This window comes from Siphonobacter sp. BAB-5405 (assembly GCF_002872335.1).
Taxonomy (GTDB): Bacteria; Bacteroidota; Bacteroidia; order Cytophagales; family Spirosomataceae; genus Siphonobacter.
This window is the reverse complement of sequence record NZ_NJAG01000012.1, coordinates 1-24,376: the sequence shown is the minus strand read 5'-3', so window position 1 is coordinate 24,376 and position 24,376 is coordinate 1. Positions and strand designations below refer to the sequence as shown.

Here is a 24,376-nt window from a genome sequence, read left to right as displayed (position 1 = left end):
AGACTGCTACGCCTGCAGCCGAGGTGCCAAAAGTTGTAGAAGAGCCCGCCGCACCGGAGCCTGAAGAACCCAAAGCAGAAGAGCCAGTACGGAAAAGCTTTAAGCCCGTCTTTAAAAAGAAGGCCGATGAACCCGCCGCTGTGGAACCCCTAAGCGAGGCTCATCAGCCGGAAGAAACGCCTGAAGTGAAGCCCGAAGAACCCGAAACGCCCAAACCCGGCGGCAAATCATTCAAGCCCGTATTCAAACGCCCCAATCAGGAATGACCGCTTTTTTGTTTTTATTTTTTGTTGTGCTGACCATCGCGTCGGCAGCGGTGGTGCTGATCAGTCGTAACGTGCTGTATTCGGCGTTTAGCCTGATGGTCACGTTTTTGGGTATTGCGGCACTGTACGTATTCGCCGGAGCCGATTTTCTGGCCGTTACGCAGATTATGGTGTACGTGGGGGGAATTCTGGTACTGCTGGTATTTGGCGTTATGCTGACCCGAAACAAAGCGGATCGGGGTACAGGCCAGGCCAACGTTATTCGAACCGAACATAGTCGTACCTTTTGGGGCATACTAACGGCTGGAGGCATCTTTGCCATTCTGTCAACGATTCTGGCCAAAGCTCGCTTCGATACGGTCGAACGTAATCATTTCGAGCTGATCGAGCGTAAAACAACGATTCAGGAGCTGGGAATTGGCTTACTTACGGATTACGCGTTGCCTTTTGAAGTCGCTGGTATTTTACTGATGGTGGCTTTACTGGGAGCGGCGTACTTATCCGGCAAAGCAAAAAACTTCGGTACGAAAGAATAACACCCGTATGCAAATTCCACTTTCTTATTTCCTGCTAACGGCGGCCTTTCTGTTCAGTATCGGCTTGGCCGTAGTCATTGTCAAGCGAAATGCCATTGTCGTACTGATGGGGATTGAACTGATGCTCAACGCGGCTAATCTCAATCTGGTGGCCTTCAGTCGCTTTGATACGGATTTGACCGGGCAGTTTTTCAGTCTCTTCGTGATCATTGTAGCAGCAGCCGAAATTGTGGTAGCTCTGGCGATCGTACTGAAAGTTTTCCAACACTTCCAGACCGTACAACTGGACGAAGTCTCCGAATTGAAAGACTAGACAAACATACAGTAGCCCTTTCGAACGGATGCTATGCACCGAGGATTGAGGTAATAAAAAAAGGCTGGTATTCATAGACCAGCCTTTTTTTATTGGGTACGAATCGGGACCGCTACTTCCGTATGATCCCAGTGGAGTACGAGATCAGTACCACCCGTTTGGGGTGTAAAGCTTATTTCGAAAAGTTCCTGTACTTCCGGCACCTGATGCGAAGGGACGGCGGCTCGAAAGAGGTCTTTGGATGCATCATATTCCGTACCCCACTGACCCGTTTCCTGATTGATGACTACTTGCCAGTCCTGTGGTCCCGGGATGGTCCAGAGCGTATATTCACCCGCTTTTAAAGGATGCCCGGCCAGCGTTACATTGTGATTAACGATCAGCTTCGTGGCTTCATTGGCTCCCGTACGCCAGACTTTCCCGTAGGGAACCAGGGCACGCGTGGAAGAATCACCAAAAATGGTTCGTCCTTTTTTAGCAGGCTGGCAGTAGGTAACCTCCAGGCGAAGTCCGTTCTGGTTGAAACGAGCATGAGCCTCCTGACTTAAAGGCTTGGCGTACTGCTTGTACAGAAACGCCGAAAGTGCCGCCAGTCCACCTACGACAACCAGTGCAATGATTACTTTTTTCATAAGTTGTATGCAAAACGTTCAGTGAACGCTAAATGCTCAAGACTATTTCAGTCCGAAGAGCCTTATACTTGGATTAGAGTAGATTAGGTGAAAGACATACTCATGGAAAGCCTAAAAAATTTCACCTGAAAGCCATCCAAACCGTAAACACTCAATTTCAAAAAGCGTAACACAGGTCTTTAAATCGTTCCCAGTACGCAACGTTCTCCGGTCAGCAAAGGTAAATTCTCTTCGACAGCCAGACTGGTTTTTGCGTTATTTAATTCATTCTGATACGCTTTCCGGATTTCTTTTCGCTTCAAGGCTTCCAGAAAACGACGGGCATCTTCTCGGGTTTCCAGTAACAAAGGCGGCACCAGCGTGGGCTGGTTGGTTTCTTCATCTTTGGCGACCATGGTAAAATAACTGGTATTCGTATGGACCTTTTCGCCCGTCTTGATGGATTCAGCAATGACCTTAATGCCCACAATCAAGGAGCTTTTGCCAACATAGTTAACCGAAGCCAGCAACGATACCAGTTGCCCCACTTCGACGGGCTGTAAAAACTCCACGTGATCAACGGCTACTGTAACTACGTACGTACTGGCATGTTTGGATGCACAGGCGTAGGCCGCTTTATCCATTAATGACAAAAGAATACCGCCGTGGATCTTGCCGCCGAAATTGGCATAGCTCGGAATCATCAGTTCGGTAATGGTAGTCTGGGAATACGAAACAGATTTAGGTTCCACGGGCGAGTGCGTTAAGAAGTGATTGGGAAGTTATTTGGAAGAGTTCTAAATAAATTTCAAAAACAAGTGCTTTTGTCTACTAATTCAATTGGTTTTCCCGAACGGAGAACGGATATTTGCCGACGAATTAACAAGATTTCTGCCATACTCTTTTCGTAGGTCTGATCGAAATCGCTTCCCAAGTATTGTTACATGAACCCCGAACTACTGCTCTGGATCACCTTGCTTTTGCCGTTCGCTGGGTTTTTACTGCTTATACTTTCGGGGAAAAAAGCCAATACAGCAGCGGGCTGGCTGGGGTTGGGACTTTCTGTATCAGGACTGGCTCTTTCCTATCTGCTGACGGATCAGGACGTTACGGCCGTTGCTTATCCCTGGCTTACGGCGAAACTCAGTTTCGGTTTTCGCGTGGACGCACTGACGGTACGGATGCTGCGACTGGTATTGTTCATCGCTTCGCTCGTGCAGCTTTTTTCCATGGAATACATGCGGGAAGACGCCGCCCGCTTCCGGTATTTTGGCTTTTTGCAGTTGTTTGTCGGCTCGATGCTGGGCATTGTACTGGCCCATAATCTACTGGTTTTATACGTCTTCTGGGAATTGGTAGGGCTAAGCTCGTACCTGCTGATTGGCTTCTGGTTCACGAAAAAAGAGACCATTGCCGCTTCCAAAAAAGCTTTTCTGGTCAACCGAATCGGGGACGTCGGGCTGGCTCTGGGCGTATTTGGGGTCTACCATCGCTTCGGGACCCTCGACTTTTCGACGTTCGCGGGGATGGCCGAAGGGTCCGATCCATACCTGACGGCAATCGGACTGTTGCTGTTCTGCGGTACCGTAGCCAAATCGGCTCAGTTTCCCCTGCACGTCTGGTTACCCGACGCCATGGAAGGGCCAACCCCCGTATCGGCCCTGATTCATGCGGCTACGATGGTAGCGGCTGGCGTATACCTGCTGGCTCGCATTTTTCCAATCCTGACGCCCGAAGCCTTAGTCGTTATTGCCAGTATCGGAACCATTACGATGGTAATGGGAGCCGTGTACGCCCTCTCGCAAACGGACATTAAGAAAACGCTGGCCTATTCCACCATTTCCCAACTCGGCCTGATGGTACTGGCCTTGGGGGTAGGGGCTCCGCAGGCGGCTCTGTTTCACTTGTTTACGCACGCTTTCTTTAAAGCGGGCTTGTTCCTGTCCTCGGGTTCGGTCATTCATTCACTGCACCACGCAGGGCACGGGTTCGACGCTCAGGACGTGCGTCTGATGGGCGGTTTACGGAAACAGTTACCCGTAACCTTTCTGGCTTATACGGTTTGTGCGGCGGCTCTGGCGGGATTGCCCCTGACGGCTGGATTCCTTTCGAAGGATGAAATTCTACACGAAGCCTTCACGCATACGGCTCATTCCTGGCAACTGATTTTTCCCATTCTGGCTCTTATCTCAGCGGGTTTAACGGCCTTTTACATGACGAAGCAGTGGCGGATCGTCTTTTTCGGGAATTGGCGAAACCCAATCCTTTCACTGGATCAGGTCCACGAATCGTCCTGGTTGCAGAAAGGCCCGCTGGTAGGGCTGGCTTTATTGTCGCTGCCTTTTGCGTTTTCACTCAATCCGCTGGGCGAGCATTTTGCCCCGCTGGTAGCCCTGGGTTCGACCGCCGTGGCCGTAGGAGGCATTGCCCTGGCCTGGATTCGTTACCGGTCTGTACCCGATGCGGAATCGCTACGGGATACGCCGCTCACGACCCTCGATGCCGCTTATCAACGCTTTTTTGTACAACCCGTACTCAAGTTCGCCCAAATCTGTACCTGGCTGGATCGGGTTGTGGTGGATGGCATCGTGGATGGAATTGCTAAACTACAGGTCATTCTGGCTCATCTGATGGGCTGGTTTGATCGGAATGTCATTGATGGATTTGTAACCGCTTTGGCCTGGTTGAGTCGAACGTTGGGCGATACGACCCGTCAGGTACAGAGTGGAAAAATTCAGTCGTACATCGTAGCGATGGTCATGGGACTGGCGGCTTTGCTGATCTGGTGGACCTGGTAGTACGAATGAAATTTTAGTCGGAAAAGGAGGATTACTTTTCCATTGTATACGTAGAAAAATGCCGATACTGACTACCCTTATAGCTTTACCTTTTCTCGGAGCGGTGCTTTTGCTACTGCTACCCGAGGCAGTCCGGAACGCCTGCCGCTGGCTTACGGTGCTGTTGTGTACCGTCCATCTGGCCTTGAGTAGCTGGCTGTGGTTTCAGTTCGATCCGCAACTGGTGGGGTACCAGTTCGCCGAAAATCACGACTGGATTACGATGGCTCTGGGGCAGTTCGGTATTATTTCCATTGATTATTCCGTAGGAACGGATGGGTTGAGCTTACCGATGGTCTGGCTAACGAGTCTGGTGATGTTGGTGGGAGCAGTATCTTCCTTCGAAATCAGGGAAAAAGAACGGGCGTATTACGCCTTATATCTGTTGCTGATGGGTAGTGTGGTAGGCTGTTTCGTCGCTCTCGACCTGTTCCTGTTCTTCCTGTTCTTCGAATTCATGCTCCTGCCGATGTACTTTCTCATCGGGATCTGGGGTGGACCCCGACGCGAATACGCCAGTTTGAAATTTTTCATTTATACGCTGGCCGGTTCTGTATTCATTCTACTGGTAATGATCGGTTTGTACCTCTCCGTGATTGATCCGGTGGAAACGGCTCTGAATATTGGACTGGTACAGGATCGGGCCCAGATTACGGAAGACGTACTGGCCGAGGTACAATCGCTGGTGAGCCAGTTGCAGATTGATCCGGCTCAGCTCGTTCATACGTTTGAAATCCCGTACCTTACGAATCCCCGCAACTTTGTACCCGAGTCTCTGCTGAGTACTATGGCCGGTCACGAAATCTTCGGTTTATCGGCCCGTTTGCTGGCTTTTCTGATGCTCTTCATTGGTTTTGCCGTAAAGCTGCCGATGGTGCCCCTGCATACCTGGTTGCCCGATGCCCACGTGGAAGCTCCCACGCCGATTTCGGTCGTACTGGCGGGGATTTTGCTGAAAATTGGCGGGTACGGATTCTTCCGGATTGCCTACGAAATCTTCCCCGACGGAGCCATTTATTTTGCCGACTGGATTGCCGGGCTAGGCGTCTTGAGTATCGTTTACGGAGCCTTTAATGCCCTGAGTCAGAAAGACCTCAAACGGCTCATTGCCTATTCTTCGGTTTCGCACATGGGCTTTGTGTTGCTGGGCTTAGCGGCCCTTACGCCCGAGGGAGCCAATGCGGCCATCTACCAGCTGTTTTCGCACGGAATTCTTTCGCCCATGCTGTTTCTGGTGGTGGGTGTGGTGTACGCCCGAACGCACGACCGGAACATTGACCATTACCAGGGGCTTGCCAGTACCATGCCTGCCTATACGGGTTTGACGGCCATCGCCTTTTTTGCTTCCCTGGGCTTACCCGGTTTCTCGGGCTTTATTGGAGAGTTTTTTAGTCTGATGGGAGCCTTTAACTCGCTGTACATTCCCGTATGGATGGTGGTAGCGGGGGGCTTTGGTTTGATTCTGGGAGCGGGCTATTTCCTCTGGACTTTCCAGCGGGTGTTTCTGGGAAAACGCTGGTCCACGCACGACGCCCAGTTGCTGACGGATCTCAACGCCCGGGAAAAACTCATGCTGGTACCCCTGGCTCTGCTTTCCCTATTTTTCGGAATACTCCCGGGCACCGTATTCGCCATTACCGAAGGTTACGTCCTGGAGTTCATGAAACACTTTTAACGCAATGAAAAGGACCTTGGTCCTTCGTCCATAACAGCCTGCCGCCTGGAGCGAACGGCCTATACGTACCATGCTTCAAAAACTCGACCACATCCTGGCCAGTCTTTCCGGCTTCACTCCCGAAGTTTGGCTGGTAGTGGCTTTTGTGGGAATTATTACCTGGGATTTGATTGCTCCCGAAGTACACGCCGAAAGTCGGGGGGGATTCTTTCACGGACTGACCTTTCTGGCCTTTGCTTTTCTGGGAGTATTGCTGGTGCAACAGTGGCAGATACAGCCGCGGGGCGTCCTGTTTGGATCCATGCTGCGGCTCGACGACCGGGCTATTTTCTTTAAGCTACTGGTGACGCTGACCGCTCTAATTACCATTTTACACAGTTGGGTGACGGGACGGCGGTGGTCGGGCGAATTTTTCTCCGTACTCATCGGGACGGTATTCGGATTGCTGGTACTGTCGATGGCTACGAACCTGCTGATGGTGTACCTTTCCCTGGAAGTCGTATCCATTTCCAGTTACATCCTCACCGCCCTTCGCGGCGACCGGAAAAGCTCCGAGGGGGGTATGAAATACGTGCTGTTTGGGTCCGTCGCATCGGCCCTGATGCTGTACGGAATGAGTCTGTTGTATGGCCTGACCAGTACGCTTGATTTCACCAATCCGAGCTTTAGTCGGGCATTGCTCGAAACCGATCCGCTGGTATCGGCATCGGCCGTTTTACTGGCAATCAGTGGGTTACTTTTCAAGGTTTCGGCGGTACCCTTTCAGGTCTGGAATCCCGACGTATACGAAGCGGCCGACACACCCGTCGTTTCCTTCTTTTCGGTAGCACCGAAGGCGGTGGCTTTTCTGGTTTTGATGCGTTTGTTTAGCGTACTGCCATTGAATTTCCAGCCCGTACTAGCGGTGCTTTCGCTGGCCACCATTACCGTAGGCAATTTCTCGGCTCTATGGCAAACTGAAGCCAAGCGACTCATGGCGTACTCCTCCATTGCTCAGTCGGGTTTTGTGCTGGTGGGTTTGGTGGCTTTTTCGGAATTGGGTCAGCAAACAGCTACGTTCTACCTGGGGAGTTACGTCTTCGCCAGTATGGCCTGCTTTCTGCTGATTGACATTTTATCGACGTCCCGTTCGAAAAATGAAGTACCCATTCAAAGTTTTAGTGGGGTAGGGCGGCAACAGCCGTTACCCGCTATTTTGCTCAGTATCGCTTTTATTTCGCTGGTAGGCTTGCCGCTAACGGTGGGGTTCTCGGCCAAGCTACTCATCTTTAGTTCGCTGTGGGAGGCGTATCAGCATACGAACGCATCACTGTTCCTGATACTGTTTGTCTTTGGCTTGCTCAATACGGCGGTTTCCCTAGCCTTTTACGTCAAAATTCCTTACGCTCTATTCTTCAAAACAGCCGAACCGGGGCAACCCCTGGTATCGCTCCGCTGGCCGCAAGTGATCCTCGGTCTGGTGCTGGTGATTCCCATTATTGCCCTGTTCCTCCGGACGGACTGGCTGATGAACTGGATTGCGGGATTTGTGAGCTAGAGAGGGATTAAATTAGTTAGTTTGTGGTTACGGATTCTTAAGTTCTTACTTCAATTTTGGGAATGGCTAATCAACTATTCCCGGTCGAGTTTTTAGAAAATTCCGTCGAGGCATATATACCGCAATTGACTTTGCGGACCCGCTTACTATATACTTCCTGCCTTTTAATACTTGGTGTTGCCAGTATTGCTCTTCCTTTCATTTATGTAGATATATCCATTCAGAGTGCAGGAATCATACGTACAGTCTCTGAGAAAACGGAAATCAAGCCGCTTTTTTCTGGGCATATTCATTCTTGGAATATCAAGGAAAATCAGCGAGTGCATCGCGGTCAGACTCTTCTTGTGATAGAAACAGCACAACTCGATAGCAAACTAAAAATAAATCTTTTCCAACAACGAGAACAAAGACGGTTTCTCTCGGATCTGAATGCATTAACAGAAAAGCATATTGAGAAGTTGCAAACTCCCCTATATAAGCAGCAGTGGTATGAATTTCAATCACAATTAATTACGCTGCAAACAGAGAATACCTTACTACGCAGAGAATACGAAACAGATCAACAACTATATGCTGATCGAGTAATTGCACGTCAGGAATTTGAAAGGAAAGAAAATGCTTATCGCAGAAAAGAGACTGAAATACAGGCATTAACTGAACGACAATTAGCCAATTGGGAAATGGCTAAAAAGGATCATTACTTAGCATTGATTAACTTGCAGGGGGAGGAGAAACAATTACTTGCAGAAAAAAAACTTTATACCTTATATGCACCCGTAGCCGGTACGATTCAGCAGGTAATAGGTAAATATCCAAATGGGTATATACAAGCTGGAGAAGTTGTAGGAGAGATATCTCCTGATTCGAGCCTATTAGCCGAGTGTTATATCACTCCACGAGATATTGGATTTATTAAAAAGAGTATGTCGGTTCAATTTCAAATTGAAACATTCAATTATAATGAATGGGGTTTAATACCAGGAAAAGTAATAGATATAGGAGATGATTTTATTTTAATAGATAAACATCCCACCTATGTAGTAAAGTGTACATTGCAGAAGCATTCGCTAAAATTGGCAAATGGATATATTGGGCAACTAAAAAAGGGTATGACGTTACAAGGGAGGTTTACAATAGCTCGCCGAAGTTTGTACCAACTTTTATATGATAAAGTAGACGACTGGGTTCATCCCAAGTTGAAATAAATGATTAGCAACCTCGATCATTGTTCATCAATCGTAATAAGTGGATGATGCAATCAATTTTTTCTTCTAATAGATCTATTCTCTGATTCAGAAAGGCGGGTAAAACTTGTTCATTTGGATTAATCAATTCATGGATTGGTATTCCAAATACTTCGGAAATACGCTGAAGATGGATCAGATCAAGTTTAACTTTACCTAACTCAATACGACTGTAAGCAGTTTGGCTAATCCCTAGCTCAAAACTCATATACTCCTGAGAATATCCTTTGCTATGTCGGATATTACGTATTTTTTCAATAATATATTTCATACATAGTAAAAATAATTGGTTTAATATAGTCTATTATAGAGTAGTAAACAATGCAAATGTAGGTCTATATTCGTACTAGTTAGTACCATTTACTCATTTTGTCTCGAGAAGAATGAATAAGGGTATAGCTTCAGTCATATGTTCAACTTTTAAATTTGTACGGTTATGAAAATGCTTGATATTGCCGAGTATGGGGTAGAGGAAGTAAGTAATATTAACGAAATATGTGGAGGATCTTGGTATGATGATGTTATTAAGGATGGCTTACATTGTTGGCATGAAATAAAGCAAGCTGTCAAAGATGCTTGGAACGGAAAATATAACCCGCCATCAGGTAGGGGAGGTTGTTAGATTGGTGATTTTTACTATAAATTCATTCATTTTAAAGACTAATCATTATGAATATTGATAACTATTCAGTTGAAATTTTAAATGTTGAAGATTCGATTAACGTCACGGGGGGTGGAGAGTGTCCATGTGAAGCTTGGTATGACAGTATATGGACAATAGCTACAGGTGTAAAAGCTTGGTGTAAAATGGCTATAGAGGCTGGCCGTTACCAATCTTCTCTACCTTCTCACCTTAAGAAATAACTATATTTCTGAGACTAAGTAGTTCCAGAAATTTAAATAATCTGTTGTGAATGATCAATTAATTATGACATAATTTGACAGATAAATGGTTGTATTTAACTAGGTAAACGGAGTGTAAAGGTAAGTTTGTCTTATTTGACAATTCATTGAATGTTAAATACAATCTGTAATTTATAGTCTAAAATGATCATTCACAACAGGTTTAATTAATATGTAATATGTTTTCTAGAGCTAATGGATTAATAGTATTATATACGTATATATATTGTTTAGCTTCAACATTGATATTTAGTTTTTTTATTCATTTAGCAAAACTAGATATTAGGTCATTGTCATTTGATAGTAAAGAAGAAGAAATTTTAGTTTTGATTTTAATTTCTCCATTAATAGAAGTTTATTTTTTTCAAAAACTAATTATTGATTTTTTAGTAAATAAAAAAATCAATTGGTTTATAGATATAATTGTTTCTTCCTTGTTGTTTGGTATTGCTCATTCAAGTACACCTATTCAGTTTGCAAAAGGATTTATAAATGGATATTTTTATGCAAATGGATATTTAAAACTAAAAAAAAATAGCAGTTATCCTTTTACAGGGATTTTTATAGCACATGCTCTTCATAATTTAACAGTTTTTATGATTTCAGAGATTGGACGAAACTTATAAAATACAATTACTTATTTTATGAATTATAAGTAGAAAAAGAAATTAGTATAATCTGTTGATTGGATTAAATGAAGAGTTTGTTGTTCTATAATTTGTTGATTATTTATATTTATTTTTTATGGCCATAATCATGAATCGACGAATCCTAAAATGCTGCGAGGATTTTATGTATTATTAAATCATGATAAAAAACTGAGTTTAATGAGATTCTATGAACTTAATCAATATAATGTATTAAACATACTTGACTTGTTAATCAAAATTTCACTACAATTATGAAATAGTAAAAACCCCGGTAATGATCTAAAAGTGTAAATCAAAGAAAAATCGATTAATGAATAGCCCTATGACTGTATCGTGCATGAGCTGAGATTTAGAAAATGCGATGGTTTTACGTGTCAAACGTTTTATTCTAGATCGAAGAGTAAGATGCTTTCTTTCAATTGATTGCATTTGTGACTTATCGATTATTCTTTTATTTTGATCCAGACAATCAAAGTAAGTCCACCAGGCATCTGTAATCCACTGTTCTATCTTTCCCTGAGCTTCTTCTAATCATAATAAAAGCTTCTTGAATGTTGCGTTAGTACGCCTTCCAAAGGTAAAAGCGGCAATTTTTCCTGTAGAAGCATCTTCTGCCCACCAAAGCCAACGAGGTTGTGAGTTTTTGCCAACATAACTCCACATCTCATCTACTTTCAAAACCAGATGGTCAATAGTTTTTGAGCAGTAGTCCGGGTTTAAGTTAGTAATGTAATCACTTTTTTTTCAAATATTTAGCTACTGTCATTGGACTTATACCAAGTACTCGACCTGTTTGACGAACTCCACTACCATTTAATGCCATTTCTATAATCTTTTCTTGAACATCCCGCTCATGACCTCGATTAACCTATTTATTAATAAATGTCTTTCCGCATTCATAACAACGGTATCGAGGTTTTCCTCCAGGAGTTACACCGTGGCGTTTGACAGATTCAGCCTTTCCACAATGTTTACATACTATTGCTTCATAAACCATTCACAAATATAAACTGTTTTACACTTTTATACCACTACCAAAACCCCTATTAAATTTGTAACTCAAATTTGGCTCAAGATTTTGAGTCATTTAAATATGATTAGTTTAATCGAAAATAATTTTGGTTAAACTAATTGCAGTTATTTTTATTTATAAAATCATTATATAATATTTAATTAAATAAAAATAATATAAATTGTGATTTACATACGTAATCAGAAATTTAATGAGACTTTATGAAAAACCTTGATTATATATTTGAGAAAATACTTCTTATTATTGGACTAATTTTGGGTTTATTTAGTTTGTACTACGATAAAGTAGGACTATTGAATATATCATTACTAATGACTAGTTCGGGTCTTTTACTCAAAATGAAAAATAACGAACAGGATAGAGGAAATTTTTTCAATAGTTTTGTGAGAGGTTTTGTATTATACATTATTTTATTTTTTTTTATGATAATCGTTTCATATGATCCTGTTAATAAAGTTAGTAAGTTTAGTTTTATCGGGTTCGCTTGGGTTTTATTAATGTATAATTATTTAAGAAGTCGATTAAAATAAAGACGATTAGCGATTAAATTACTTTATTATCGTTTTAAATAAATAACAGTTTTGGCTGTAGCTTCGGTTCTTTAAATTAGAGATATGAAGCGTTCAGTACGAATTAAACAACATGATATTACAGATTGTGGTGCTGCCTGCCTAGCTTCAGTTGCAGCTCATTATAAATTACTTCTACCTATTGCCCGAATTCGTCAGATAGCTTCGACAGATCAGAAAGGGACAAACGTACTTGGCTTAATAGAAGCAGCTCAGAAAATAGGTTTTCAGGCTAAAGGCGTAAAGGGAAGTCCTGATAGCCTATTGAAAATTCCTAAACCAAGTATTGCTCATGTAGTTACTGCCAGTGGGCTACATCATTATGTAGTTATCTACAAGGTTACCGCTAAATCCATTGTGATAATGGATCCTGCGGATGGCCGTTTATACTACAAAAAGCATAAAGAATTTCACCAGGAGTGGAGTGGTGTACTAATCCTATTGCTACCAACAGAGGAATTTCAGTCAGGAAATGAAAGAGTTTCTACTATTAAAAGGTTTTGGACTTTACTACAGCCGCATCGTAGTGTATTAATCCAAGCTTTATTTGGGGCATTAATTCAAACCTTACTAGGTCTTTCTACTTCTATTTTTATTCAAAAAATTACGGATCATGTTTTATCAGCAGAGAATAAAAATTTACTCAATCTGCTTGGCTGTCTAATGATCATTCTATTGCTTTTCCAAACGTTTATCGGGGTGACTAAAAGCATATTTGCCCTATATACGGGTCAACGGATAGATGCTCAGTTGATTCTTGGCTATTACAAGCATCTGCTTCGCCTTCCTCAGTCTTTTTTTGATACCATGCGAGTAGGGGAAATCATTTCAAGAGTAAACGATGCGGTTAAAATACACGTATTTATCAATGAGGTGGCTCTAAATCTGGTGGTGCAGGTACTGACCATTACCTTCGCTTTCGGCTTAATGGTTACTTATTACTGGAAACTTGCTTTACTTTTACTGCTCTTAATACCTCTGTATGGAATTCTATATTGGCTATCTAATCGCTTGAATCGTAAACAGGTCCGAAATTTAATGGAAGAATCAGCCCGTTTGGAAACGCAGTTAGTTGAATCACTTCAGTCCGCAGCAACGATCAAGCGGTTTAGTTTGGAAAACTTCATGAACACTCAAACAGAAACTCGTTTTATCGGACTTTTGAGAATAATTCGTCTTTCAGGTCTGAGTGGTTTGGGTATCGGTACGGCTTCAGGCTTCATAACTAGTCTTTTTACGATACTGATTTTATGGATTGGCTCTTATTATGTAATTGAGCGGGAACTTACCCCCGGCGAGTTACTTTCCTTTTATGCTCTGATTGGATATTTTACAGGGCCTATATCAACGCTGATTCAGTCCAATCGAGCTATTCAGGATGCTCTAATTGCGGCTGATCGACTTTTCGAGATATTGGATTTGGAACGTGAAAACCAACATCCAACAGCAGACATTCAGCCAGAATTAATGGGTGATATCCGATTTCATGAAGTAGCTTTTCGCTATGGATCAAGAATTCAGGTTTTCAATGACCTCTCATTAGTAATCCCCGGGGAAAGTTAACGGCTATTGTTGGCGAGAGTGGTTCGGGTAAATCAACCTTACTCTCCCTCTTACAAAATCTGTATCCTTTGCAAAAAGGAACCATATTTCTGGGGCAACAGGATATTCGTTACTTAAAGCCCGAAAGCTTACGGACATTTGTAGGGGTAGTACCGCAACAAATTGACTTATTTGCCGGAACTGTTCTTCAAAATATTGCTGTAGGCGAGTGCAATCCTGACTTGCAGCGAGTTATTACTTTATGTAATGCGTTAGAGATCACATCATTTGTTGAAAAACTTCCAGGTGGATTTAATGCCTTACTAGGGGAAAGAGGTGCCAATCTATCCGGTGGTCAAAGGCAACGTCTGGCCATAGCTCGAGCTTTATATAGAAATCCAGAAATCCTAATCTTGGATGAAGCAACTTCAGCTCTTGATTCCATTGCTGAACAAAGCGTACAGCAGATGATACGTATGCTTCAAAAAGCTGGCAAAACAATCATCGTCATTGCACATCGCCTTAGTACGGTCCGAAATGCTGATCAGATTATTGTATTAAAGCAAGGACAAGTTCAAGAAATTGGAACTCACGATGAGCTTTTGCAAAAACAAGGTAATTATACAGAGCTATGGCGGCGACAGATGGATATACTTTGATAATACATAAAATATGACGCAACAGGACAGTTCATCTATTTAAAACAACACCAAACAAACCGCCGGTACCAGTACCAGCGAGGCTATGGAAGACAGGCCAACCAGCAGAGCTGAGTTTTCTTTTTCGGTATCCAGATTCGTGGCAAACACGACCAGATTAGCTGCAATGGGGAAACTGGCAAGCAGTAGCATCAGCTTACTCTGATCTTCATCCAGTCGGCCAATCAAACCCTTTTCCAGGAAAACCAGAGCGACCAGGATGATCGCTCCCGCGATGTAGCGTACGCTCAGAATCTTGGCAAAGGTGGCGTAGGGAATTTCCTTGAAATCGATCTTTTCCAGCGTAATGCCAATCAGTAGCATGCCTGAGGCCGATACGACCCAGCTAACTACGTCGCCCACTACTTCCATACTTTCGGGTACTTCTACCTCAAGTACGTTCAGGACAATCGCCAGTACGCAGGCATAAATAGCGGGGATCTTGAAAACATTCAGTACGGATTCCTTGACGGGAATATCCTTGGTTCGCGACATCAGATAGTAACAAACCGTGTCGCCGTACAGAGCATTTCCTACGTAAGCACTGATGATCAGCGGCATTTGTTCGTCTCCAAACAGGGCCATCACCACGGGTATACCAAACCAGCCAATGTTGTAGTACGAAAAGCTGCTTTTCAGCATGTTCGGATTCAGATCCTTCGCCAGAAAGCGGGTCGTTAGCAGAGCAGGAAGGTTCATCAGGCAGGCCAGGATGAAAACGATGGCTCCAATGACTGCCGTTTCGGCCAGGTCTGCTTTCAGCAGATTCTCAATGATGATCAGCGGAATCAGGGCATACAGCATCACTTTCGAAATCCACTTGCTTTGGAGACCCCATTTGCGGGCGGCAAAAAAGCCCAGGATAATAAACCCGTACAGCGGCAGTACCTTACGTAATAATTCCTGTAGTATCTCCATCAGCTGATCTTTTCAAGCAGGTGATTCGTAAGCAAATCCGCCTGTTCCACATTAAACCAAAGAGAATTTACTTCGTGCTGGATGCCTGCCAGGGGTTGCCCGATGGCGTACAGATTTCCGGCAGTCTGATCGGCTACGACCTGCATGGTACGCAGATCGACCACGATACCACCCGCTTCGTAGCTACGGATCAGGTCTTTTTCCAGCAATTGCTTGAGCAGGGGTTGGTCAACCATTTCATCAACCGTAACCGCCGGACCGGACGCATTGATGACAAAATCTGCGTACTCGGTCGATCCATCCTGCATTTGTAGCACAAATCGCTTGCCATCCCATTCCAGATCCTTACTGCTGCCCGTAATGCTTAGCTGACCCTGTTTGAGCAAAGCGGCGAGCTTCTCTCCGTTTTTAATGGGAATGGAGTGCCGGTTGATGTCGTAAAAGGGTTTTACCCACGATAAGAAAAGGAGTTTCTGATCGGCGGAAAGCAATTGCCAGATGGGATAAATGTCATCCCGCATGTCGTACAGAATATTCTGGTAGAGGTTACTACCTGCATAGGCCTGTTGAAGATCTTCCTCCAGCAAGGGAAGTGTATCCTTTGCCGTACGCTTTTCAATCGACCATTCGGGTTTCAGGGGCTGATGTTCTTCCACCTCTTTCTTGAAAAGCCGGATCAGGTCCGTGACTCGCAGAGCCCTGCGTTTTTCACGAATACACTGCCGAATCATGGGGAGCGTCAGGTGTTTCCGGTCGAAAGGCACTTCCTGAGCGGCCTGTACGCGGGGAAGTAACCCGGTTTTCGAAAAGAAACGAATCTTGCCTTTATGCTCATTGGACACCAGCGTAATGAGGGCATCAATGGCTGTCAGGCTACTTCCGATAATGGCTACGGAAGCTTCTTTGTCGCGTATGGTTTGCAGAACTTTTTTGGAGGGCCAGGGAGACATCAGAAACTGCGGTAAATCTTTGAATTCCTGAAAAGCAGAGGGAGCCGGATTGCCCGTGGCCAGAATGGCGTAATCGCACAAAAAGGTTTCCCCCTGAGTGGATTGCAGTTCAAAACGGTCGTCATCAAGCAATTGAGCATCAATGATTTCGTCCTGAACCTTTTCTATTTCAATGTCATGCTTTGCCGCCAGATCGGTATATTCCTGAAGCATGGCCTTCACATAACTACCAAAAAGCATGCGGGGCGGGTATGAATCCGGACTAATTTCCAGATCGGGATACTCTTCCTCAATAGCGGCTTTGTTGGCATGCAGCCAGTCAACAAAGTGCAGCCGTTCGCCGGGTACGATTCCCATCAGGCCTGCTTTCGTATTGAGTAAGTGTCCTTCCTGACCCGTACCATAGGCAAGGCCAGGACCAAATTCCGGTTTACGTTCAAAAAGTAACAGACGGAGAGGTGTAGTACAGCGGTTGACAACGTATTTCAGGACGAGCTGGATCAGGCAGGTAGTGCCGCTGGCTCCCGCTCCAATAATGGCAATGGTTTGCCGGTAGTTCTGATTCATCAGTGTGGGTTTTACTCGACTCTTGATTTCCCCCTGGCTGGGGACAGAATTCGAATGGGATATCAGTTTATAAAGAACAGTCAGTACTACTCAAGTGGAGAAAGCCTTCAAAAGGATTAATCACACCCCAGTTTTGTAGTATTAAAAATTCATTAAAAAAACATGCCCTGATTTTGAGGAGGTAGGGATACGAAGGCACTGAAGCGGATAGGAAAAGTCAACGTATATACAATACGTCAATATGTGACTTTTTATTTATTAGGTGATTGATTGAACTCGCTATCCAATGATTTGTTACTGATACATAGACGCCATGTAAATATTTGGTAAATCGGGGGGATAGGTTCTATTTTTAGGAAGATGGCCCGATTATTTTGGATGAATTCATCGGGGATAAGGCATACGCAGAAACCAAAAACCAGTACGTTAACGTAAGTACAAGAGAAATTGAACAATTCCAAGTCCGATTCGGACGTTGATGCGAGTGTGAATTTTTTGTGAACTTTTGTTGAACCATTCCCGGCTTAAAGTTGTAATTTCGGTTCAAGGAAATTTACTTCATTAAGCGAGCAGTCAAAACGACATCCTAAATGTCCGACGAAATCAAACACGAGTGCGGGATCGCTCTTCTCCGCCTCCGCAAACCGCTCCAGTATTACATCGACAAGTACGGCACGCCCTTATATGCCGTAAACAAGATGGCCCTGCTCATGAACAAGCAGGCAAACCGGGGACAGGATGGGGCAGGCATAGCGAACATCAAACTCAATGTAGCTCCCGGGTATCGCTTCATCAGTCGGTACCGCTCCGTGGAGGCCAAGCCCATCGAAGACATCTTCGAAAAAATCAATAAAAAGTATCGCAAGGCCGAGAAGGAAGACTCGAAAAAGTACCTGAACGCCGAATGGTTACAGGAAAATTACGGCTTTACGGGCGAGGTCTGGATGGGACACCTGCGGTACGGTACGCACGGTAAGAATGAAATCGAAAACTGCCACCCGTTTCTGCGTCAGAACAACTGGCGGAGTCGGAATCTGGTCGTAGCCGGTAACTTCAATATGACCAACGTCGATGAGTTGTTCGATAAGTTGGTCTCCCTGGGTCAACATCCCAAAGATAAGGTGGATACAGTAACGGTGATGGAAAAAATTGGCCACTTCCTGGATGAGGAAGTACAGCGTCAATTCGACCGTTTTAAACCTCTGTTCCCCGAAGATAATCAGCAACTGACTTCCCTGATTGAAGAAAACATTGACGTAGCCCGCATGTTACAGCGGTCCTGCCGTGATTTTGATGGTGGCTATACGATGTGTGGCATGTTGGGTTCAGGAGCGGCATTCGTAGCTCGCGACCCGGCAGGGATTCGTCCGGCGTACTATTATGCGGATGACGAAGTGATTGTCGTGGCTTCTGAAAAGCCCGCGATTAAAATGTCGTTCAATTGTGATTACGACGAAATTGCGGAAATCGGACCGGGCAACGCTCTGATCATTGATACAAACGGCGAGTACCGCGAAGAACAGTTCCGCGATCCGCTGGAGAAAAAATCCTGCTCGTTCGAACGCATCTATTTCTCACGGGCTTCCGATCCGGACATTTACCGGGAACGGAAGAATCTGGGTAAGCTGGTGCTGCCCCAGATTCTGAAGGAAATTGATAACGATCTGGCCAATACGGTCTTTAGTTATATTCCCAATACGGCAGAAACGGCCTTTTTCGGTTTAGTTGAAGGGCTGGATGAACATCTGGTGAAGGAACGGAAGAAACACATCCGCGAAGGCGTTCTGTTCGAGGAAGATCTGGATCGTCTGCTTTCCTTCCGTCCGCGTACGGAGAAGATCATTTCAAAAGACGTAAAACTGCGTACGTTTATTACCAACGATACCCACCGGGATGAAATGGTGTCGAACGTGTACGAGACGACTTTCGAAGTAATCAAAAAGAAAGAAGATACGATTGTACTGATCGATGATTCCATCGTACGGGGTACGACGTTAGAGCGTTCCATTTTGCGGATGCTCGATCGGCTGGAACCCAAGAAAATTGTGATTGTCAGCTCTGCTCCGCAAATTCGTTACCCCGACTGCTACGGCATTGATATGTCGAAGATGAAGGATTTCGTAGCGTTCCGGGCCGTACTGAAATTACTGGAAGAAGAAAACCGCGAAGAGCTGCTCGAAGAAACGCTGGCCCGTTGTAAAGACGCCTTGGAGAATGGTTACGCCACGCAGGAAAACTACGTGAAAGCCCTCTACGAACCCTTTACGGACGAACAGATTTCCAAGAAAATTGCTGAAATCGTAACGCCGAAAAACTGTCAGGCGGAAGTTTCTATCATTTACCAGACCGTGGACGACCTGCACAAAGCATGTCCGAACCATACGGGTGACTGGTATTTCACCGGAAACTATCCAACACCGGGCGGAAATAAAGTGGTAAACCGGGCTTTTGTCAATTACATGATTGGCAAAGGCAACGAACGGGCGTACGGAGCTTTCTAATATTCTTAGTATGATTAAGTAAAGACCAGCTTTAAAAAAGGCTGGTCTTTTTCTTGTGTTCCAAAGATCTGAATTCGAGTACGCTGGTTTATAAAATAGACCAGCAACCCCGTAATTTCGACGGGCTATAGTACTGCCATAAAGGGCTCGTTGTATCTTCGCAGCCTCAATGAGCAGATGAGGTATGATTTTTTATCAAACCATCTGACAACCTTTAGTCGCCGTGAAAATCCTCCAGAGTACGTTCTGAGCTTTCAGATCTGCTTTCATAGACCATCCTATCGAATGAATAAAACTGATACCCAAGATGGCAGTAAACGCCTAAGCCGGATCAATCGCTTTTTCTTGGATTTGCATGACGTCTTTCTGTTTGTTATTCGAATTTTTAAGGAAGCGTTTTTGCCTCCTTATGAATTCAAGGAAATCGTTAAGCAATGTTTTGAGGTAGGCGTGAAGTCACTTCCCCTCATTTCGCTGACTGGTTTTATTACGGGTATCGTTTTTGTGAACCAGTCGCGTCCGTCACTTTCTGAATTCGGGGCTGTCTCCTGGCTCCCTTCGCTCATTGCCATTGCCATTGTGCGGGCTCTGGCTCCGCTGGTTACGTCGCTGATTGCGGCTGGAAAAGTCGGGTCGAACATTGGGGCTGAGCTAGGTTCCATGAACGTAACCGAACAAATTGACGCGATGGAAGTTTCTGCTACGAATCCGTTCAAGTTTCTGGTCGTTAGCCGGGTCATTGCCACCACAACGATGATTCCGATTCTTACGGTCTATACAACGATTCTGGCCTTGCTCGGCGGTTTCATTAATATTCACCAGCACGAAGCCACCAGCTTTCAGACCTACTTTACGCAGGTTTTTAATACCATTACGTTTACGGATGTTTTTGCCTCGATTACCAAATCGTTCGTTTTTGGATTCACGATTGGAACGGTAGGCTGTTACAAGGGCTACCATTCTTCCAAAGGAACGGAAGGGGTTGGAAAGGCGGCCAATACGTCGGTAGTACTTTCCATGTTTCTGATTTTCATTGAAGAGCTGCTTTCGCTGCAAATTGTCATGGCACTACTCCCCGGATGATCTTATGAAGAAACAGGCAAAAATAGATACGAGTAATAAAGTCATCGACATTCGCGGACTGAAAAAGTCATTCGGTAGCCTGACGGTACTGCGAGGGGTTGATCTGGACATATACAAAGGTGAGAACCTGGTAGTACTGGGTCGGTCCGGTACGGGTAAGTCCGTTTTGATTAAAATCATTTCCGGGTTACTAAAAGCCGACGAAGGGTCGGTGAAAGTACTGGGCGAAGAAGTAGGGACGCTCAATTCCAAGGAACTGGACGCTTTACGCCTGAAGATTGGCTTTTCGTTTCAGAACAGTGCTCTCTACGATAGTATGACCGTCTATGAGAATCTGGAATTTCCTTTGATTCGCAATGTACGTAACCTGAGTAGAAAGGAAATCAATGCGGCCATCGAAGAAGCTCTGGAAGACGTAGGCCTGTCGCAAACGATTCATCAGATGCCTTCCCAGCTTTCGGGTGGTCAGCGGAAACGGATCGGTATCGCCCGTACCCTGATTCTGAAACCCGAAATCATGCTATACGATGAACCCACGGCGGGTTTGGATCCGATTACTTCCGCAGAAATCAACAATTTGATTAATCAGGTTCAGGCTCAGCACAACACGACTTCCATCATTATTACCCATGATCTGACCTGTGCGAAAACTACGGGTGACCGTATTGCCATGTTACTAGACGGTCAGTTTCAGCGTCAGGGTACGTTTGAAGAAGTATTTGCCTCGGATGAAGAACGGGTGAAACAGTTTTATGAATATAATTTTATTGACTAATGAGCACAGGAGAAAACAAACGATCGGTTCAGGTAGGAATTTTTGTATTCCTGGGCGTCGTCATATTTGTGGTAGGTGTACTGTTTTTGGGCGGACAGCAAAAACGCTTCATTAAAAGTATTGAAGTATCCGCCGTTTTTGACGACGTTGGAGGCTTGAAAACGGGTAACAATGTCTGGTTTTCCGGGGTGAAAGTCGGTACGGTCAAACAGGTACACTTCTACGGGAAATCGCAGGTAGAGGTGACCATGAACATTGAAAAAGAAGCCCAGCAGTATATTCACAAGGATGCCCGGGCGGCCATCAGCTCCGAGGGCTTCATTGGTAATAAAATTGTAGTGATTGAAGGCGGCTCTCCGCAGCTGGCCATGGTAGACGACGGCGACATTATCCAGGCGAAAACCGTGCTGGGTACCGATCAGATCATGGAAACCTTGCAGGAAAACAATAAAAACCTGCTTAAAATCACAACCGACTTTAAAGGACTGGTATCAAAAATTGCTCGTGGGAAAGGTACGGTTGGAGCCGTACTGACGGATTCGTTACTGGCCGAGCAATTCCGTTCAACCATTAATAACCTGGAACGGGCTTCGGCTAATGCGAACCGCATGTCGGGCTCCCTTTCCAACTACACTGCGAAACTCAATACCAAAGGTAGTCTGGCCCATGAACTGGTAACGGATACGAGCGTGTACGCCAACATCAAAACGTCCGTGCGTCAGTTACAGCAGGCGACTTCGTCCGCCAAAGAAATTGCGGATCGGGCATCGGTAGCGACCAACAATGTGGTATCCGCCAGTAATCAGCTGAAAAGCACCGATAATACGTTGGGGCTGTTGTTGAATGATAAAAACACGTCAAACGACGTAAAATCGCTTTTGAAAAACCTGGAAAGCAGCAGCCAGAAGCTCGACCAGAATATGGAAGCTCTGAAGCACAATTTCCTATTGCGGGGTTACTTCCGTCGGGAAGAGAAAAAAGCAGCGAAAGCGGCGAAGGATTCCCTGAAAAACGTACAACCTTAGTGCGTTTGGAGTTTTCAGTTTAGGTTTTTCTGTTTTCAATCAATGGTCTGAGGAGAATCAATAGAAACCGAGCGTACTACTTTTTTCATAAATAAAAGATCCCGGATGGAAACATCCGGGATCTTTTGTTAGGTAACAACAAGTAACTAACTACCAACAACTAAACGTAGCGATTAAGCTTTTTTCTTCTTGCCAGAGACTTTCTTCTTCAGCTCATCTACCGAGGGTAGTTTCGCCTGAATGTCTTTCAACCCATTTTCGATCTGGCCTTTGAAGAATACGTTGAAGGCATTGTCCGGGTTGGCGTTACCCAGAGCCAAAGCTTTCTGAGCTACGGGTAGGGCCTCTTTGAAGTTGGAAAGCTTCATGAGCAATTGAGCCTTCGTCCAGAGCTTCTGGTAGTTTTCACCCGCCGCCAAGGCTTTATCGATCAGCGTCAGGCCTTTCTGCAAATCTTTGCCCTGACCCAGGTAATAGTTCGCTGCCCGTTGGTTTACGGCTGGATCTTCGGGTTTCTCAGCCAGCGATTTAGCTACGCCTGCTTCTACCAAAGCCGATGTCTTCACGGCTACTTTCGTAGCGACCATCGTTTGATCCCAGCCGAAGTTGAAATGGGCTGTACTGTCCGTCAGATCCGAAAACCAGATCGTGAACGATTCCAGTTTGCCATGATTTTGCGGAGCTACGTTTACGCGTAAAGCGTCATCTTCGGGTTTGTAGCTTTGTTCCGTAGCGTTGACGTCTTTGTTGAAAATAACCGTCCAGTTACCCGATGCTGCTGGGATACTAAACAGAGAGTACGTACCCGCCGGTAAGTTCTGTCCTTCAACGCTAGCGTCCGTACTCAGCTTAATCGTGGTAGCGGCATTGGCTCCCGTACGCCAGACTTGTCCATAAGGGCGAACGGTTTGGGCATCAGCAGCGGCTCCGAAGGCAGCACGGCCCTTCAGGCCTGGACGTGAATAGTTTACCTGGAAATCCGTTATACCAACCGTTTGGCTGAGGCTAGCGGCCGGACTAGGCGAAGGCGTACGCTGGGCATGGCTCTGAAAGCCAATGAGTAAGCCCAGAGATAAGGCTGCAAAAAGAGATGATTTCATGTGTGTGATGCAAAAAACAATGGATAATCGGGAACAAAGTAGGCATATTTGCCCGGGGTTTCCAAGATTCACCCCTGCTTATGAATCGACAAAGATTACTACAGTTACTAAATGGTTACGAAGCCGACCCGGCGGAAGAACAAGGGATGAAAACGGAATTGACGGCTTTCGTCCAGCAACACGAAGAGTGTTTCGAGCGAACCTTGCTCGTGGGTCACGTAACGGGATCGGCCTGGGTTTTGGATGAAACCCGCACGCAGGTTTTACTGATGCACCATCGCAAACTCGATCGCTGGTTTCAGCCCGGTGGCCACTGCGATGGGAATCCAGACGTACAGGAAGTGGCTCAGCGGGAAGCCTGGGAAGAAACGGGTGTTATGGTAAAACCTGTAAGCGAGGCCATTTTTGATGTGGACATTCACACCATTCCCGCCCGGGGTCAGGAACCGGAGCATTTGCATTATGACGTCCGCTTTCTGTTTGAAGCCGACGCGACGCAGCCGATCGTCATCAATCAGGAGTCGAAAGACATTCGCTGGGTACCGCTCGCGGACGTGACTACGCTTAATGATGAAGAGTCCATCGCCCGGATGGTACGCAAAACCGTACGGTTGTAAGAGCATGTTCACGACAAGTCCAAGTGTTAGATCACTTGGACTTGTTAGTTAAGAATAGTTTTGGATGGGACTGGGGTGTAATTCTGATTTGATACGATTAAGACCTGTACCCTTTGTCGAAACGGCCATTCGTTCTGCCATTTCAATTCCAACTAGGTACGATTAAGACTAGAATCGGGTCTTTTTCTAACGTCGATGAACTTTATTTCAATTCCAACTAGGTACGATTAAGACACCGTTTACTGATGTCGATTGTATGCGTAGTAATGTATTTCAATTCCAACTAGGTACGATTAAGACGAGCCTGAAACCGCCCAGACCTACCATGAATTGCTCATTTCAATTCCAACTAGGTACGATTAAGACAATGGTGACTGGCTCCGGACTCAATACCGATAAAACATTTCAATTCCAACTAGGTACGAT

At 45.2% G+C, this 24,376-nt stretch carries 24 protein-coding genes, 1 pseudogene and 1 CRISPR repeat array; of the genes and pseudogenes, 17 read left to right on the top strand and 8 right to left on the bottom strand.

Annotated features, from left to right (window positions below):
• Window positions 1-23 precede the first annotated feature (23 nt).
• From BWI97_RS11615 to nuoK, 3 genes are read left to right on the top strand one after another with little or no spacing between them, the layout of a single operon-like run.
• The gene (locus tag BWI97_RS11615) at window positions 24-266 is read left to right on the top strand and encodes a hypothetical protein (RefSeq protein WP_158242740.1); all 243 of its coding nucleotides are present in this window, start codon (window positions 24-26) and stop codon (window positions 264-266) included.
• Window positions 263-802, top strand: coding sequence for an NADH-quinone oxidoreductase subunit J (locus tag BWI97_RS11610; RefSeq protein ID WP_094814043.1), 540 nt, complete (start codon window positions 263-265; stop codon window positions 800-802). Before BWI97_RS11615 ends, BWI97_RS11610 begins: the two co-directional genes overlap by 4 nt.
• 7 nt (window positions 803-809) lie before the next feature.
• The gene (gene nuoK / locus BWI97_RS11605) at window positions 810-1,115 is read left to right on the top strand and encodes an NADH-quinone oxidoreductase subunit NuoK (RefSeq protein ID WP_102201126.1); all 306 of its coding nucleotides are present in this window, start codon (window positions 810-812) and stop codon (window positions 1,113-1,115) included.
• Between the two features lie 89 nt (window positions 1,116-1,204).
• Here the strand turns inward: nuoK and BWI97_RS11600 are convergent, their stop codons facing one another.
• Window positions 1,205-1,747, bottom strand: coding sequence for a DUF2911 domain-containing protein (locus BWI97_RS11600; protein ID WP_094814039.1), 543 nt, complete (start codon window positions 1,745-1,747; stop codon window positions 1,205-1,207).
• 179 nt (window positions 1,748-1,926) lie between these two features.
• Window positions 1,927-2,478: an acyl-CoA thioesterase gene (locus BWI97_RS11595; protein ID WP_233207816.1), complete on the bottom strand. Its 552-nt coding sequence runs from the start codon at window positions 2,476-2,478 to the stop codon at window positions 1,927-1,929.
• 192 nt (window positions 2,479-2,670) lie between these two features.
• On the opposite strand from BWI97_RS11595, the gene nuoL reads away from it, so the two are divergent.
• The 4 genes from nuoL to BWI97_RS11575 all read left to right on the top strand — a co-directional run bounded on the left by nuoL (window position 2,671) and on the right by BWI97_RS11575 (window position 8,980).
• Window positions 2,671-4,524, top strand: a complete 1,854-nt coding sequence (gene nuoL / locus BWI97_RS11590) for an NADH-quinone oxidoreductase subunit L (protein ID WP_102201125.1) — start codon at window positions 2,671-2,673, stop codon at window positions 4,522-4,524.
• 58 nt (window positions 4,525-4,582) lie between these two features.
• Complete coding sequence (locus BWI97_RS11585) at window positions 4,583-6,238, top strand: NuoM family protein (RefSeq protein WP_094814035.1); 1,656 nt, start codon at window positions 4,583-4,585, stop codon at window positions 6,236-6,238.
• Window positions 6,239-6,308: 70 nt separating this feature from the next.
• The gene (locus BWI97_RS11580; RefSeq protein WP_102201124.1) at window positions 6,309-7,775 is read left to right on the top strand and encodes an NADH-quinone oxidoreductase subunit N; all 1,467 of its coding nucleotides are present in this window, start codon (window positions 6,309-6,311) and stop codon (window positions 7,773-7,775) included.
• Between the two features lie 62 nt (window positions 7,776-7,837).
• Window positions 7,838-8,980, top strand: coding sequence for an HlyD family secretion protein (locus BWI97_RS11575; protein ID WP_102201123.1), 1,143 nt, complete (start codon window positions 7,838-7,840; stop codon window positions 8,978-8,980).
• A gap of 4 nt (window positions 8,981-8,984) precedes the next feature.
• Here the strand turns inward: BWI97_RS11575 and BWI97_RS11570 are convergent, their stop codons facing one another.
• On the bottom strand, window positions 8,985-9,290 hold the full coding sequence (locus tag BWI97_RS11570; protein ID WP_102201122.1) for a helix-turn-helix domain-containing protein: 306 nt from the start codon (window positions 9,288-9,290) through the stop codon (window positions 8,985-8,987).
• Window positions 9,291-9,455: 165 nt separating this feature from the next.
• Here BWI97_RS11570 and BWI97_RS27395 point away from each other — a divergent pair, with 165 nt between their 5' ends.
• The 3 genes from BWI97_RS27395 (at window position 9,456) to BWI97_RS11565 (ending at window position 10,548) form a co-directional block, all read left to right on the top strand.
• The gene (locus BWI97_RS27395) at window positions 9,456-9,641 is read left to right on the top strand and encodes a hypothetical protein (RefSeq protein WP_146010918.1); all 186 of its coding nucleotides are present in this window, start codon (window positions 9,456-9,458) and stop codon (window positions 9,639-9,641) included.
• 47 nt (window positions 9,642-9,688) lie between these two features.
• Window positions 9,689-9,883 (top strand): hypothetical protein, encoded by a 195-nt coding sequence (locus BWI97_RS27390; protein ID WP_141217526.1) that lies wholly within the window; start codon window positions 9,689-9,691, stop codon window positions 9,881-9,883.
• Window positions 9,884-10,101: 218 nt separating this feature from the next.
• A complete protein-coding gene (locus tag BWI97_RS11565; RefSeq protein ID WP_102201121.1) occupies window positions 10,102-10,548 on the top strand; it encodes a type II CAAX prenyl endopeptidase Rce1 family protein in 447 nt (148 codons plus the stop codon).
• 303 nt (window positions 10,549-10,851) lie between these two features.
• On the opposite strand, the pseudogene BWI97_RS29205 reads toward BWI97_RS11565, so the two are convergent.
• Window positions 10,852-11,235, bottom strand: a pseudogene (locus BWI97_RS29205) (IS1 family transposase).
• Between the two features lie 70 nt (window positions 11,236-11,305).
• The gene (locus BWI97_RS29200; RefSeq protein ID WP_369679186.1) at window positions 11,306-11,404 is read right to left on the bottom strand and encodes an IS1-like element transposase; all 99 of its coding nucleotides are present in this window, start codon (window positions 11,402-11,404) and stop codon (window positions 11,306-11,308) included.
• An 815-nt stretch (window positions 11,405-12,219) separates the two neighbouring features.
• On the opposite strand from BWI97_RS29200, the gene BWI97_RS11540 reads away from it, so the two are divergent.
• Window positions 12,220-13,737 carry a peptidase domain-containing ABC transporter gene (locus BWI97_RS11540; protein ID WP_369826559.1) on the top strand — a complete coding sequence of 506 codons (1,518 nt, stop codon included), beginning with the start codon at window positions 12,220-12,222 and terminating at the stop codon, window positions 13,735-13,737.
• Window positions 13,713-14,375, top strand: a complete 663-nt coding sequence (locus BWI97_RS29195) for an ABC transporter ATP-binding protein (protein ID WP_369826561.1) — start codon at window positions 13,713-13,715, stop codon at window positions 14,373-14,375. Before BWI97_RS11540 ends, BWI97_RS29195 begins: the two co-directional genes overlap by 25 nt.
• Window positions 14,376-14,414: 39 nt before the next feature.
• Here BWI97_RS29195 and BWI97_RS11535 read toward each other — a convergent pair whose 3' ends face one another.
• Both BWI97_RS11535 and BWI97_RS11530 read right to left on the bottom strand, forming a co-directional pair.
• On the bottom strand, window positions 14,415-15,332 hold the full coding sequence (locus BWI97_RS11535; RefSeq protein WP_094814014.1) for an AEC family transporter: 918 nt from the start codon (window positions 15,330-15,332) through the stop codon (window positions 14,415-14,417).
• Entirely contained in the window at window positions 15,332-16,849 is a 1,518-nt protein-coding gene (locus BWI97_RS11530) for an FAD/NAD(P)-binding protein (RefSeq protein WP_102201118.1), read from the bottom strand. The genes BWI97_RS11535 and BWI97_RS11530 overlap by 1 nt, the downstream gene beginning before the upstream one ends.
• A 590-nt stretch (window positions 16,850-17,439) precedes the next feature.
• Here BWI97_RS11530 and BWI97_RS11525 point away from each other — a divergent pair.
• From BWI97_RS11525 to BWI97_RS11510, 4 genes are all read left to right on the top strand, one after another.
• The gene (locus BWI97_RS11525) at window positions 17,440-19,350 is read left to right on the top strand and encodes a class II glutamine amidotransferase (protein WP_094814010.1); all 1,911 of its coding nucleotides are present in this window, start codon (window positions 17,440-17,442) and stop codon (window positions 19,348-19,350) included.
• A 285-nt stretch (window positions 19,351-19,635) separates the two neighbouring features.
• Window positions 19,636-20,433, top strand: a complete 798-nt coding sequence (locus BWI97_RS11520) for an ABC transporter permease (protein ID WP_094814008.1) — start codon at window positions 19,636-19,638, stop codon at window positions 20,431-20,433.
• A gap of 4 nt (window positions 20,434-20,437) precedes the next feature.
• The gene (locus BWI97_RS11515) at window positions 20,438-21,208 is read left to right on the top strand and encodes an ABC transporter ATP-binding protein (RefSeq protein ID WP_102201117.1); all 771 of its coding nucleotides are present in this window, start codon (window positions 20,438-20,440) and stop codon (window positions 21,206-21,208) included.
• Complete coding sequence (locus tag BWI97_RS11510; RefSeq protein WP_102201116.1) at window positions 21,208-22,233, top strand: MlaD family protein; 1,026 nt, start codon at window positions 21,208-21,210, stop codon at window positions 22,231-22,233. The genes BWI97_RS11515 and BWI97_RS11510 overlap by 1 nt, the downstream gene beginning before the upstream one ends.
• Window positions 22,234-22,406: 173 nt before the next feature.
• On the opposite strand, the gene BWI97_RS11505 is transcribed toward BWI97_RS11510, so the two are convergent.
• Window positions 22,407-23,333, bottom strand: a complete 927-nt coding sequence (locus BWI97_RS11505) for a DUF2911 domain-containing protein (protein WP_102201115.1) — start codon at window positions 23,331-23,333, stop codon at window positions 22,407-22,409.
• Between the two features lie 80 nt (window positions 23,334-23,413).
• Between BWI97_RS11505 and BWI97_RS11500 the strand changes: the two genes are divergently transcribed.
• On the top strand, window positions 23,414-23,950 hold the full coding sequence (locus BWI97_RS11500; RefSeq protein WP_102201114.1) for an NUDIX hydrolase: 537 nt from the start codon (window positions 23,414-23,416) through the stop codon (window positions 23,948-23,950).
• Between the two features lie 139 nt (window positions 23,951-24,089).
• A CRISPR array of direct repeats spans window positions 24,090-24,376; the repeat unit is 24 nt; unit sequence ATTTCAATTCCAACTAGGTACGAT.

Excerpts from the sequence above, each read along its gene's own strand:
- BWI97_RS11510 (WP_102201116.1), top strand. The coding sequence starts at position 21,208 with ATGAGCACAGGAGAAAACAAACGATCGGTTCAGGTAGGAATTTTTGTA.
- BWI97_RS11575 (WP_102201123.1), top strand. The coding sequence starts at position 7,838 with ATGGCTAATCAACTATTCCCGGTCGAGTTTTTAGAAAATTCCGTCGAG.
- nuoL (WP_102201125.1), top strand. The coding sequence starts at position 2,671 with ATGAACCCCGAACTACTGCTCTGGATCACCTTGCTTTTGCCGTTCGCT.
- BWI97_RS11570 (WP_102201122.1), bottom strand. The coding sequence starts at position 9,290 with ATGAAATATATTATTGAAAAAATACGTAATATCCGACATAGCAAAGGA.
- BWI97_RS11515 (WP_102201117.1), top strand. The coding sequence starts at position 20,438 with ATGAAGAAACAGGCAAAAATAGATACGAGTAATAAAGTCATCGACATT.
- BWI97_RS11530 (WP_102201118.1), bottom strand. The coding sequence starts at position 16,849 with ATGAATCAGAACTACCGGCAAACCATTGCCATTATTGGAGCGGGAGCC.
- BWI97_RS11540 (WP_369826559.1), top strand. The coding sequence starts at position 12,220 with ATGAAGCGTTCAGTACGAATTAAACAACATGATATTACAGATTGTGGT.
- BWI97_RS11600 (WP_094814039.1), bottom strand. The coding sequence starts at position 1,747 with ATGAAAAAAGTAATCATTGCACTGGTTGTCGTAGGTGGACTGGCGGCA.
- BWI97_RS11500 (WP_102201114.1), top strand. The coding sequence starts at position 23,414 with ATGAATCGACAAAGATTACTACAGTTACTAAATGGTTACGAAGCCGAC.
- BWI97_RS11565 (WP_102201121.1), top strand. The coding sequence starts at position 10,102 with ATGTTTTCTAGAGCTAATGGATTAATAGTATTATATACGTATATATAT.
- BWI97_RS27390 (WP_141217526.1), top strand. The coding sequence starts at position 9,689 with ATGAATATTGATAACTATTCAGTTGAAATTTTAAATGTTGAAGATTCG.
- BWI97_RS11610 (WP_094814043.1), top strand. The coding sequence starts at position 263 with ATGACCGCTTTTTTGTTTTTATTTTTTGTTGTGCTGACCATCGCGTCG.
- BWI97_RS11520 (WP_094814008.1), top strand. The coding sequence starts at position 19,636 with ATGAATAAAACTGATACCCAAGATGGCAGTAAACGCCTAAGCCGGATC.
- BWI97_RS27395 (WP_146010918.1), top strand. The coding sequence starts at position 9,456 with ATGAAAATGCTTGATATTGCCGAGTATGGGGTAGAGGAAGTAAGTAAT.
- BWI97_RS11505 (WP_102201115.1), bottom strand. The coding sequence starts at position 23,333 with ATGAAATCATCTCTTTTTGCAGCCTTATCTCTGGGCTTACTCATTGGC.
- BWI97_RS11525 (WP_094814010.1), top strand. The coding sequence starts at position 17,440 with ATGTCCGACGAAATCAAACACGAGTGCGGGATCGCTCTTCTCCGCCTC.
- BWI97_RS11535 (WP_094814014.1), bottom strand. The coding sequence starts at position 15,332 with ATGGAGATACTACAGGAATTATTACGTAAGGTACTGCCGCTGTACGGG.
- BWI97_RS11585 (WP_094814035.1), top strand. The coding sequence starts at position 4,583 with ATGCCGATACTGACTACCCTTATAGCTTTACCTTTTCTCGGAGCGGTG.
- nuoK (WP_102201126.1), top strand. The coding sequence starts at position 810 with ATGCAAATTCCACTTTCTTATTTCCTGCTAACGGCGGCCTTTCTGTTC.
- BWI97_RS11580 (WP_102201124.1), top strand. The coding sequence starts at position 6,309 with ATGCTTCAAAAACTCGACCACATCCTGGCCAGTCTTTCCGGCTTCACT.